Annotated in this window: 9 protein-coding genes and 1 pseudogene; 4 read left to right on the forward strand and 6 right to left on the reverse strand. The window is 60.0% G+C overall.

Features of this window, described 5'->3' with window-relative positions:
• Nucleotide 1 precedes the first annotated feature (1 nt).
• The 4 genes from GGU46_RS21030 to GGU46_RS21045 form a co-directional block, all read right to left on the reverse strand.
• Nucleotides 2–1,336 (reverse strand): TolC family protein, encoded by a 1,335-nt coding sequence (locus GGU46_RS21030; RefSeq protein ID WP_183405499.1) that lies wholly within the window; start codon nt 1,334–1,336, stop codon nt 2–4.
• Between the two features lie 43 nt (nt 1,337–1,379).
• On the reverse strand, nt 1,380–4,547 hold the full coding sequence (locus GGU46_RS21035; RefSeq protein ID WP_183405500.1) for an efflux RND transporter permease subunit: 3,168 nt from the start codon (nt 4,545–4,547) through the stop codon (nt 1,380–1,382).
• Between the two features lie 32 nt (nt 4,548–4,579).
• A complete protein-coding gene (locus GGU46_RS21040; RefSeq protein ID WP_183405501.1) occupies nt 4,580–5,608 on the reverse strand; it encodes an efflux RND transporter periplasmic adaptor subunit in 1,029 nt (342 codons plus the stop codon).
• Nucleotides 5,609–5,783: 175 nt separating this feature from the next.
• Nucleotides 5,784–6,389, reverse strand: coding sequence for a TetR/AcrR family transcriptional regulator (locus GGU46_RS21045; protein ID WP_183405502.1), 606 nt, complete (start codon nt 6,387–6,389; stop codon nt 5,784–5,786).
• A 272-nt stretch (nt 6,390–6,661) separates the two neighbouring features.
• Between GGU46_RS21045 and GGU46_RS21050 the strand changes: the two genes are divergently transcribed.
• From GGU46_RS21050 to GGU46_RS21065, 4 genes and pseudogenes are all read left to right on the forward strand, one after another.
• A complete protein-coding gene (locus GGU46_RS21050; RefSeq protein WP_246399136.1) occupies nt 6,662–7,048 on the forward strand; it encodes a hypothetical protein in 387 nt (128 codons plus the stop codon).
• Nucleotides 7,049–7,056: 8 nt separating this feature from the next.
• Nucleotides 7,057–7,962: an IS3 family transposase gene (locus GGU46_RS21055; RefSeq protein ID WP_246399138.1), complete on the forward strand. Its 906-nt coding sequence runs from the start codon at nt 7,057–7,059 to the stop codon at nt 7,960–7,962.
• 337 nt (nt 7,963–8,299) lie between these two features.
• Nucleotides 8,300–8,539: pseudogene (locus GGU46_RS22260) on the forward strand (recombinase family protein); the annotation flags it as partial.
• A 140-nt stretch (nt 8,540–8,679) separates the two neighbouring features.
• Nucleotides 8,680–10,305: a Tn3 family transposase gene (locus GGU46_RS21065; protein WP_215906428.1), complete on the forward strand. Its 1,626-nt coding sequence runs from the start codon at nt 8,680–8,682 to the stop codon at nt 10,303–10,305.
• A 419-nt stretch (nt 10,306–10,724) separates the two neighbouring features.
• Here GGU46_RS21065 and GGU46_RS21070 read toward each other — a convergent pair whose 3' ends face one another.
• Nucleotides 10,725–11,039 (reverse strand): hypothetical protein, encoded by a 315-nt coding sequence (locus GGU46_RS21070; RefSeq protein ID WP_183405503.1) that lies wholly within the window; start codon nt 11,037–11,039, stop codon nt 10,725–10,727.
• Nucleotides 11,040–11,400: 361 nt separating this feature from the next.
• Nucleotides 11,401–11,616 (reverse strand): hypothetical protein (locus tag GGU46_RS21075; protein ID WP_215906429.1); only part of this gene is annotated, 216 nt, incomplete at its 5' end.

Below are 11,616 nucleotides of genomic sequence, written 5' to 3' on the forward strand. Positions count from 1 at the left end.
GTCAGTTGGTCTGGTCGGTAACCAGGCGGTAGGCCGTCCGCCGCACGTGGTACTCTGTGCGGGCTTCGGCGTGGCTGTCAGCCGCCGTTTGCAGTTGCGCTTGCGCGTCGAGCAAATCGTTGAGCGTGGACAGCCCACTGCGGTACGTGTCCTGGTTTACCTTTAAGTTCTCCTGCGTTTGGGCCATGGCAGCTTCCGTCACCTGCACCCGCTTGTAGGCCTCTTGCAAGTCCAGCCACCGTTGCTGCACCTGCAGGGTCAGCAATTCGATGTTGTTCTGCGCATTGTTCTGCGCTATCTTCTCCCGCACCTCGCGCTGGGCCCGCACGTGCTTGGCTTCCCAACGGCCCGAAATCGGGACGGACACCGTACCGAGAAACATGCCGCTGCTGGTGACGTCCTGGTCACCGATCTTGGTTGCGTAGGCCCCAGCCCCCACGGATACCTGCGGCAGGAATTGGCCCTGCGCCTGCCGGCTCTGCAGTTTCTCGGCTTCCGTGCTGCGTTGCAGCAGCTGGTACTCGGGACGACTCTTCACTGCTTCCGACGCGTCCTGGTACAGCTCCTGCGGGTTCTGCACCGTCAGGTTCACCTCCGTGAGCGTGAGGGTGGAATCGTAGGCCACACCCAGGTACTGGCAGAAGTCGCGCAGGGCCAGCTCGCGGCCATTGCGCAGCTGCACGCGGGCCAGCGCCAGCTGGTTGCGCTGCTGCTGTACCTTCAGCACGTCGTTGCGCACTACCAGTCCGGCCTTGTAGCTATCATTTACTTGTTTGTAAATACCGGTGAGCAGCTTGTCGTTGGCCTCGAGTGTGCGCAGCTTCTCGTCCAAGGCCACTAGCTGGTAGTATTTCTGCTCCGTGGTCAGGGTGACTTCCTGCTGGGCTACCACCAGCTGATCTTGCGTGACGGTGGTCTGCAGCGCCGCGAGCTGGTTGCCGGTTTTGATTTGCCCGCCCGCGTACAGGGGTTGCAGGGCGGTGACCGACGCGGTAGCCACGCCGTTAATGCCCGAGTACTTCACGGACGGCAGGTTCACCGTTTCGGCACCCGTGCCACCCTGTACCGGCAGGCTCAGCGCCGGGGTGTTGAGCGAGACTAAATCTTTGGGCGAATAGAGGCCGGCGCCCAAGGCACTCACGTTGGGATAGTATTTGGTGCGCGCCTGGCGCTGCTGCGCCTGGGCTGCCTCAATTTCGAGCGTGCTGTTGCGGACCCGTACGTTGTTTTGCAGGGCTAGCTGCTTGCTTTGCGCCAGCGAATAAGCCGACTGGGCCTGGGCGGCTCCACTCCCAAGTGAGAGCAGAGTGCCAAGAAAGACAAAAAACTTTTTCATGAGTGGTTCAGAACCTACGCTTGAAGCTTAAGAGAACGGGGGATTAGTGCCCGGAGGCAACCGGCAGGGCAGGCGGCGTGTCCTGCTCTGCTTCGAGTTCGTGCTCGTGCTCGGCCTGGGCCTGGGGGGAATCTTCTCCGCGGAAAAACAGCCAGTACAGTACCGGCAGCACAAACAGCGTGAGGACCATGGACAGCAGCAAGCCGAAGCAAATGACTGTGCCCAGGGGGCCCCACAGCGGCGAGCGACTGATGATCATAGGCACAACTCCTATGGCCGCCGCGGCGGAGGTCAGGAAGATGGGGCGCATCCGGCGCTTGCCGGCGGCCTCCGCCGCCTGCACCACGCTCATGCCGTGGTCGCGGCGTAATTCCTGCGCATAGTCGACGAGGATGATGCCGTTGCGCACGACAATGCCGCACAAACTCAGCAGGCCCAGGAAGGCCGTAAAGCCAAACGGATAATCCATTAGCTGCAGCCCTAGAACCGCGCCGAACAAGCTCAGCGGCATGGTCAGCATGATGAGGCCGGCCGTCTTCGCGCGGCGGAACTGGAACAGCAGAATCAAAAAGATGCTGATGATTGCCACGCCGAGTGATAGGCCCATCGGTCCTTGATTTTCCTGGCTTTGGCCGTGCTCCCCGCCGTAGACCAGAGCGTCCACCCCCACCGGCAGGGCCAGTTGATTCAGGTCGGGCATCACGTGCTTGAGAAGGTCGCTGGCCACCAAGTGCCGCTCGATGTCGGCGCGCACGGTAAGCGTACGCACCCCGTTGCGGCGCACAATCTGTTCTTCCTGCCAGGTCGGTACTAAGTTCGCTACCTGCCGTAGCGGCACCGTGGCGTACGTTTTGGGGGACGTGATGTAGGTGTTGGCCAGGGCCGCGTAGTCGCTGCGCTGGTTTTTTTCGGTCTCCAGCTGCACGGCCACGGGGTAATCGCCCTCCCACACGGTGGTCACCGGCACGCTTGATACGCTCAGGGCCAAAGCCTGCGCAATGCTGCTCTGGGTAAAGCCCAGTCGCGCGGCCTCGTCCTCCCTGAGCCGTACCTGCACGCCCTGGCGCGGCTCACCAAAGTCGGTGCGCACCCACGTGATGCCCGGCTGTTGGCGCAGGCGCTGGATAATTTGGTCGGCGACGCGGTGCATGGCCGGGATGCTGTCGCCTACCACGCGCACCTCAATGGGCGCGGCGGCATCCAGCATGTCGAGCTGCTTGAAGCGCACGTACGCGTTGGGGAAGAAGGTACGGTACTTTTTCGCGTAATCCCGCAGCAGGCCCTCGGTGGCTTCAGCCGACTCGGTGTTGACCACAAGCTGCGCGTAGTTCTTGGCGGGCGTCTGGGGCGCGTAGGTCGTGTGGAAGCGCGGCGAGCTGCTGCCGGTGAAGCTGGTCACGCTGGTGACGCGCTTGTCCCGGCGCAGCAGTTGCGTTACCTGCTCCGTCACCTGGGCGGTTTCCTGCAGCGGATGCCCCGTCGGCAGGTAGATTTCCACGGCGAACTGGTTGCGCTCTACCCCCGGGAACAGCTCCTGCGGCAGTTTGGCGGCCAGTAGTCCGCCGGTCACGATGGAGAGAATGCCGAGCAGCACGGTAATGACCGGAAAGCGGAAGCCGGCGTCCAACCCTTTGTCATAGCCCGTTTGTACATAGTCGAGCAAGGATTTTTTGCGACCCTGAAGCTCGGCCTCAGCTATGTGCAGGCCCTTCTTGATGAAAACGAAATTCAGGTAGGGCACCAGCAGCAGCGCCACGAACATGGAGGCGCCCAGCGCAATGGCGATGGTCACGGGGAAGGCGCCGAGGAAGTCTTTGGCCGTGCCGCCCAGAAACAGGCCCAGCGGGAAAAAGGCCGCCGTAATGGCGAGCGTAGCCACAGTCACGGGCATAAACAGCTCGGTGGCACTTTTCCAGGCCGCGTGCCAGGGCGAGTCGCCATGGTCCAGTTTCTCCACGTGGTTGTCGATGACGACGATGGCATTGTCCACCACCATGCCCAGCACGATGATCAGCGCCGCCAGCGTCACCGTGTTCAGCTCGATGCCGGCGAAGTTCATCACGGCCAGCGTGATAAGAATGGAAATCGGGATGGTAACGCCGGCCACCGCCGCCACCCGGAAGGGCAGCAGCAGCAGCGTCACCAAGATGACGGAGCCGATGGCCAAGCCAAATTCGTTCAGGAAGTGAGAGATGGACTCGTCGACTACTTCCGGCTGGTTCACGATTTTGTTGACTTTGACGTCGGCCGGAAAGTTCTTGGTTACCTTGGCCAGCGCCTGGTCGACTTCTTCGCCAAACTCCACGATGTTGTGCCCGGGCGCCATTTCCACGGTTACCAGCAGCGTTTTAGTGCCGTTGTTGTGGATGAACGAGGACGGCTCGGCGTACTCGCGGCGCAGCGTGGCCACGTCCTTCAGGCGCACGACCGCGCCCTGCGCGTCCGAGTAGACAATCTGCTCGGCCAGGTCATTTTCCGTGTGGTAGCGCGTGCCCAGGTGAATGGGCAGCGACAGGTGCTGCTCGTCCAGCTCGCCGGCGTAGGCGGTAGTGCCCTCAGCCTGCAACGCCTGCAGCAGCAGGCCCGGCTTGATGCCGGAGGCGGCGAGCTTGCGCGCGTCCACGTCCACCGTAATCTGCTCCGACAGCAGGCCGGTATGGCTGATTTTCGACAGCGAAGGCAACCGCCGCAGCCCCGCCTCTAACTGCTTGAGGTATACCGTTTCCAGCTCCTTATAGGTCTTGTCCTTCGACTCCAGCGTGAGCAGCAGGGCGGCCGTCGAGCCAAAGTCGGTGTTAGTGAAAATCATGGCGCCACGCGGAAACAGCCCCTTCTGCTCCTGCAGGCCCAGGCGGAGCTTCGACCAAAACTGATCAGGGTTCCGTACTCGGTCGGTTAGCTCCACCATCATCACCACCTGCCCTTCCTTCGACTGGGTGTAGGTTTTGGCTTTGTTTACTTCCGCAAAACTGAACAGGTAGTTTTCCAGCTTGGTGGTGAGCTGTTCCTCAACCTGTGCCGACGTGGCGCCCGGGTAAACGCCCGCGACGACGCCTTGGCGCACGGTGAACTCCGGGAACTCCGTACGGGGCATGTGCAGCAGGCCGTACAGGCCTACTATATTAAGCAACACCACCAGGATGATGACTACCTGCCGGTGCTTCATGGCCGCCTCAATGAGGTTGGGCTTATGGGCTTTGTTTTCGTTCATGAGTCAACGCGTGAAGTAGGCAGTGGGCTTATTTACTGCACCACGGTGATGGGCGCACCATTGGAAAGGCGTTCGAACCCCGACATGATTAACTTATCCTGGGGGCCAAGCCCAGCCACTACGGTAATGCCGTTCTGGGTCAGGGGCCCAGTCCGGATTTGGCGGCGCTCAGCTTTCGTGCCGCTGGCATCAACCAGGTACACGAAGCTGCGGCCTTGCTCGTCCACGCTCACGGCCTGATTCGGCACCACCATACCGGCAGTGGCAACTACCGCCACCAGGTTCACGCTGGCGACCATGCCGGGCATTAGCCGCTGCCCTTCGTGAGTCCCAGGCAGCGCAATCTTGACCGGGTACGTACGCGCCACCGGGTCGGCAATCACGCCAATTTCCTCTACTCGGCCCGCTATAGGCGCTACCCCAAGTGCGCTAACAGTAACCTGGGCCGACTGGCCCTGGCGTACTCGCGCAATTTCTCCTTCCGGCACAGCTACGCGTACGTAGACCGAGCGCAGATCCAGCAGTTGCAGCACCGGCATGCCCGGCGCAGCTACTTGGCCCGGCTCCAGCGTGCGACTGCCGATAACGCCGCTGGCGGGTGCCGTCAAGCGCGTGTCGGCCACCGAACTGCCGGCCGCGCGCACGGCCGCGTTAGCTTGCTCGAGCCCTGCTTGCGCTTCCACCAACCGCACGGCCGGCAGACTACCCGCTTCCACCACGGGCTTGAGGCGGTTGTACATATCCTGGGCCTGCCGCTGCCGCGTGAGCGCCATTTGGTAGTTGTCTCGAATGGCGCCGGGCGCTACTTCCGCTAGCAACTGGCCTTTGCTTACCTGCTGCCCCGCTTCCACGAGCACCCTCATGACAGTGCCGGGCACGGAGAAGCTCAAGGGCGTAGTACTGCGGGCTTCCACAGCGCCACTGTACTGAATGGCTTGCGCCTGGGCGAGCCCGTTCACGGCCTGCGCTCGTACGCGCACGGGGTCTACCGTGGCGGTTTGCACAGCCTCCGGCTCGTGCTGCTGGCAGGAAGTGAAGCTGACCGGAAGTGCTAGCAGCAAGCCCAGGCAGATAGGGGAAGCAATTGGTTTTGAAACCATGATTTTGGTCTTGTGGACTTTTTTTATTTTTTGGTCGAAGTCGAGATATAAGGCGGCCGGGGCAGCAACTGTAACACGGCTTGAAAATAGACTGTTAGACTAAATTTAAATAATGGTCTAACAGTCAGTAAAAAAATTATCGTTTGAGACCCTGCACCAAAATGCGCGACAGCAGCTTGACATTTTCCTCCGCTGGCCCGAATTGTTCGCTGAGCAAAGTGTGCTGCTCAATTCCGGAAATGCCGCTAGTAAGCACAAAGGCTACTTGATCCAGATTGAGGTCGGTTATCCCCTTGAACTCGGCAGTATCCACCCCAAGTTGAAGAATCTCCTTGATCATAAGTACTTCCGTCTGAAGGTAGTGCTGGCGGATGCGCTCGGAAAACTCCTGCACGTAGTGCCGGGTGATGTCTTCGTATAACAAATTATACAAGGCTACTTTCTGGCGCATTATGCGCAGTTTAGTGAGCACGAAGGTCTCTAGTTTGGCGGACGCCGTATCTGCCTGCGCCAACGCAGTGCGTAGGTGCGCCAACATATCTTTGATTTCATGCTCCACAACGGCGTCGAAGATTTCTTCCTTGCTTTTGTAGTAGTAGTAGAGCGTGCTTTTGCCCTTGCCAATAGCCCGGGCCACATCATCCATGGTCACCTTCTGTAGACCGTACTGCTGAAACAGCTGCTGCGCGACCTTCAGCACCTTGGCACGCAACTGTTCCTCTTTTTGAGCTTTGGTTACCATGACAACATCTCCTTGGCGGAGCTAACCGAATGAATGAGTGTGACAAAGGTATCACATATTTTCGACCAAAAAAGTTTTATGGTCTAAAAATGTTTTTTGACTGTGTTCTCCGGTTGCGCCTAACAAGTGTTCATGCTAGGTATACAGTCCCAGGGTGTGGCGGTGTATTTGGGGTAGCGGAAGAGGAAGAACAGAAACCCCCATTAGGGTTGTGTCGACGGATTCTGGCGGGTGTCTTGTCCTAAAATAGGTTGACCATCACTCTCAGTCAGATGGAACATTTATTTCTGTTTCGCAAGCAGGCGCACGAGCTGAAAATGCGCCAGATGGTCGAGGAAATTACCTGCGGCCGGCTTACGATTGAGTCAGCCATGAGCAAGTACCAGGTGCTCACCCGCTCGACCGTGACCAAGTGGCTGGAACGTGTCCGCCAGGAAGAGCAGGCCCGTACCCAAGCCATGGAAGACAATCTGAAAAAGCCGCCTACCACGCTCGTCGAGCACGTGGTGCAGCATGCGGATGCGCTGACCGGGCAGGTCAAGCAGTTGCAGAAACAGCTTGAACAAGCCGAATTGCAAGTACTCTACTACAAAAACGTGATTCGCGTGGCCGAGCAGGAACTGGGCTTGAGCATCGAAAAAAAGTCCGCTACCAAGTAGTCCAGCTCCTGCGAGTAAGCTGTCCGCACTTTTGCCTGCGGCGGATCAGTGGAGTACTTGGCTTCAGCCGCCAGGCCTTTTATCAGCACCAAACGCGGCAGTGGAGCAGCGAAGAGCGCGAGCACTATGTGTTGGAGCAGGTCGCGCAGCTGCGGAAGGAGCACGGCCGGATGGGCGGACGCAAACTCTACCACCTGCTGGAGCAGGACTTACGTCAGCAAGGCATCAAGCTGGGACGGGATGCCCTGTTTTCGCTGCTGGCAGCCCATAACCTGCTGATCAGAAAGCGCCGCCGCAAGGCCCTGACGACCTTCTCCCGCCACCGTTTCCGCAAATATCCCAACCTGATCCGGGATCTGACGCCGCTGCGGCCCAACCAGGTATGGGTGGCCGATATCACCTATTGGTTCACCCAGACCGGCTGCCTGTACATCTCGCTGCTGACCGATGCCTATTCGCGCCGCATCATGGGCTTTGCCGTCGCCGATACACTGGCCACGGTGCATGCGCGCCGTGCCCTGGAGATGGCCCTACGGCAGATCAGTAAACGGGCGGGGAGCCAGTTGATTCACCACAGTGACCGGGGTATTCAGTACTGCAGCCAGGAATATCTGGACACGCTGGCTCCATTCCGTATCCAGGTCAGCATGACGGAGAACTCCGATCCGCTGGAAAACGCCATTGCCGAGCGCGTGAATGGTATTATCAAGGAGGAGTACCTGAGCCAGCAACCGGTCTACTCGCTGCGGGAGGCGGAGCAGCACCTGGAACAAGCCGTGTTTCTCTACAACTACAAACGGCCTCACCTGAGCTGCGACATGCAGAGCCCCAATCAAGCCCATACCAGTTGGGGGCCGTTGGAGAGAAGATGGAAAAACTACTATAAACCGTCCACGCCAGTGAGCGCCGAATGAGCTAACTTAGGACTACCGCCAAAGTGGTCAACCCAGAGGCGGACTACCACCAAACGGTCAACTTTTTTCAGGACGAGTCAGGGGGGCGGAGTGTCTCGGAAAACGCACGTTTTATAAGCACAGCGGGACAGATCAAGAATACCCCGGCAAGACACCGAAGAAAGTGTCTCATCGGCTGTTCTCACGAATCAACGACTCGCTAACTTCGCCTGCGTTGACTTCTTGAGAATTTGCCGATGGTTTTTGGTTACGCCCGCGTCAGTACCCCCGACCAGCCGTAGGCCTGCAGTTCGATGCCCTGCAGGCCTACGGCTGCACCGAGGTGGTGCAGGAAAAAGTGTCGGCCGGCAAGGAGCGCCCAGCTTTGCAGCACCTGCTCACCCGCCTGCGCCCCGGCGATACGCTCGTGGTGTGGAAGCTCGACCGGCTGGGACGCTCGCTCAAAGACCTGGTCACGCTGGTCACCGGCTTCCAGGAGCAGGGCGTGCAATTTGTCAGCCTGCAGGACCACTTGGACACCACGACCGCCCAAGGTCGGCTCATGTTCAACCTATTCGCCTCCCTGGCCGAGTTCGAGCGCGACCTGATCCGCGAGCGCACCCACGCCGGGCTGACGGCGGCGCGGGCCCGGGGCCGCCAGGGCGGCCGGCCCAAAGGGTTGTCGAAGGAAGCGCTGTCCAAAGCCCAGTCAGCCCCCAGGCGTACACCCTCTGCGTGGTGCAGCGACTGCACCACGCCTTGCGGCGCCGCGACGTGTTCGTCGCCGTCAGCGAGCGGTACGCCGATCCCCGGGCGGAGTTGCTGCGCGGGGTGGCCTGGGACGCGGTGCGTGACACCGTGGCCCGGGCGTTGGACCGGTCGCTGGACCCTGGCGTGGAGTTGTCAGCCTTGCAGCAGCGGGTGCAGGCGGCGTATGCCGAGGTGAGCGAGAACCTGGAACAGAATACCGCCTTGCAACTGGTCCAGCAGGACGGTCACCTAGCGGTGGAACTCCGCGCGGTCCCGGCCCACCCGGAATCCGAGCAGCTGGCGGACCTGCGGGCGCAGCTGACGGCGTGCTTGCCGCAGGTCGACGTGGCGGCGCTGCTGCTGGAAGTCGAGGCCTTTACCGACTTTACCAGCGCGTTTACCCACGTGGCCGACGGGCAGCCAGCCACCGCGGACCTGCCGTTGAGCGTGTGCGCCGTGCTGCTGGCGCAGGCGTGCAACGTGGGGCTCAAAACCGTCGCCCGGGCGGACGTGCCGGCCCTGACGCCGGCGCGCCTGCTGTGGGTGCAGCAGCACTACCTGCGGGTGGAAACCCTGACGGCTGCCAACGCCCGGCTGGTCGATGCCCAAGCTCAACTCCCGTTGGCCCAGGCGTGGGGCGGCGGGGACGTGGCGTCGGCCGACGGCCTGCGCTTCGTGGTGCCGGTGCGCACGGTGCATGCGGGCTGGAACCGTAAATACTTCCCGGGCCAGCGCGGCGTGACCTACTACAACTTCACCAGCGACCAGTTCACCGGCTTCCACGGCATCGTGATTCCGGGCACGCTGCGCGACTCCTTGTTCATCCTGGCCGGCCTGCTGGAGCAGCAAACCAGCCTGGACCCGCGCGAAATTATGGCCGACACGCACGGCTACAGCGACGTGGTGTTCGGCTTGTTTGCCCTGCTGGGCTACCGCTTCAGCCCGCGCTTGGCGGACCTGTCCGACCAGCGCTTCTGGCGGCTGCGCAAGGAGGACGACTACGGCCCGCTCAACGCGCTGGGGCGCCACATGGTCAATGCCCAGCTGATCCACGACCACTGGGAGGACATGCTGCGGCTGGCTGGCTCGCTCAAGCTGGGCAAGGTGAAAGCCACGGCCGTGATGCGCACGCTGCAACGAGCGAGTACGCTCTCGGGGCTGGGCCGCGCCGTCGCCGAGTTTGGCCGCCTCGAAAAGACGTTGTACCTGCTGGCCTACGTGCAGGACGAGGCGTACCGCCGCCGCATCCTGGTGCAGCTCAACCGCGGCGAAGGGCGGCACGCGGCAGCGCGCGCGGTGTTCCACGGCAAGAAAGGCGAATTGCGGCAGCGCTACCGGGAAGGTATGGAGGACCAGTTAGGCGCGCTCGGGCTAGTCGTCAATGCGTTGGTGCTCTGGAACACCCGGTATCTGCAACGCGCCCTGAAGCAGTGGCAGGAAACGCACGGCGCGGTGGACCCGGCCGACATCGGCCGCCTCTCGCCGCTGCTGCACGAGCACGTGAACATGTTGGGCCGCTACGACTTCAACTTGCCGGCCCGCATTGCCGCCGGGGAGTTGCGCCCGTTGCGCGATCCTGCCAGTTGGGAGGAACGCCTAGCCAAATTTCCTTAGCGTTGGTTTTCGTTCCTACTCTAGTTGAACCCCTATACTCGGCGGGTATAACTTGCTCTTGCTCCCTGTCTGGGTGCTTAATAAACACCTCGTGCTTGCTCGCTAGCAGCTTTCTTTCAGCTCCGTATATCTGGCTGGCTGCTTTGTCAAGCGTCCTTCTGAAATACCGGTCGTACTGCCCCTTAAATTCATAGTTCTTGACCGACAGAATCAGCAGCGTGTTTTTAAACAATATTAGCAGGTCAGCTATCTCCTTCTTATCGCCCCGCTCATCTTTGGGACCCGGATAACACCAGAATTTAAGCAAGGACGAATAGGCCAGTTCGTTCACGAATTCTTCCCCTTGTAGGCCTTTGTCTTGTGTTTCCATATGTGTAGTATTATCAGAATAAAAGGCTTTGGGAGTAGTAACTGGCGCATCATTGGTACCAGTCGTCCACTTTAAAGACTTTGTAAGTGGGATTTTCGGCCAGGAAGTCCCGGGTAGCTTGCGCTTTGCTCACGTTCTTGACCTCCTTTCCATAGATGCCATCGTCATCAGGCTTTCCAAAAACGAGGTTGTAGGGCTTTAGCTTACGTACCAGTTGCTCCACTGCCGCTACAGCGGCTTCTGGAAAAGCTGGGTTAGAGGGCAGCTGTGGGTTGACCTTTTTCAATGCTTCTGCCCAATACCCCATTGGTTCCTTGCCGCCTGCTTGTGACCGTACCTGTTGCGTCAGAATTTCTTCGCGCATAGGGGCCGAGTACTCGCTGAAATGTCTCATAGATTAAATTTAAAAAGCATAATTTCTGGTGCGTGCCGCACTAGCACCGACTCCGCCAGCGACTTCAGCAGCAACTGCACCTGTCCAGCCCGCACCTTAGGGTGTTGTTAAACAAATAGGGGAAAACCTCCGACTCGGCAGCTGAACAGCCTAGATGCTAGTGATACGGTATAAGTTCGCCGTATGAGTAGCGAGAGGCGATAGGATTCCACGTCCCTTAAGGCCATCGATAGAATGTAGCCTAAACGAACGGTTTGTGCGGTACTATGCCAGCCCTACTTGTCGTTTCTTGATAGTACGCCTCCAAGCAGAGACCAAGATGAATGACGAGCTACATCAGCTTTTTGTCGCTGACCAACAAGAGCGAGAAAACCATCCGGAAGTCGGCACCCCCGACTACGTTGCGTTGCGCAGCCGGGACCACACGCGCCGCCAACAGGTGCAACAAATGCTGGACCTCCACCAGGTCGCTACCGCCCAAGATTACTACCATGCCGCCTTGATTTTTCAGCACGGGGAGACGGTAGAGGAGATATGGTCTGCGCAC

This window comes from Hymenobacter latericoloratus (assembly GCF_014199535.1).
GTDB classification, from domain to species: domain Bacteria; phylum Bacteroidota; class Bacteroidia; order Cytophagales; family Hymenobacteraceae; genus Hymenobacter; species Hymenobacter latericoloratus.

Coding starts and splice junctions, on each gene's coding strand:
- GGU46_RS21030 (WP_183405499.1), bottom strand. CDS start 1,336: ATGAAAAAGTTTTTTGTCTTTCTTGGCACTCTGCTCTCACTTGGGAGT.
- GGU46_RS21050 (WP_246399136.1), top strand. CDS start 6,662: ATGGAACATTTATTTCTGTTTCGCAAGCAGGCGCACGAGCTGAAAATG.
- GGU46_RS21070 (WP_183405503.1), bottom strand. CDS start 11,039: ATGCGCGAAGAAATTCTGACGCAACAGGTACGGTCACAAGCAGGCGGC.
- GGU46_RS21035 (WP_183405500.1), bottom strand. CDS start 4,547: ATGAACGAAAACAAAGCCCATAAGCCCAACCTCATTGAGGCGGCCATG.
- GGU46_RS21045 (WP_183405502.1), bottom strand. CDS start 6,389: ATGGTAACCAAAGCTCAAAAAGAGGAACAGTTGCGTGCCAAGGTGCTG.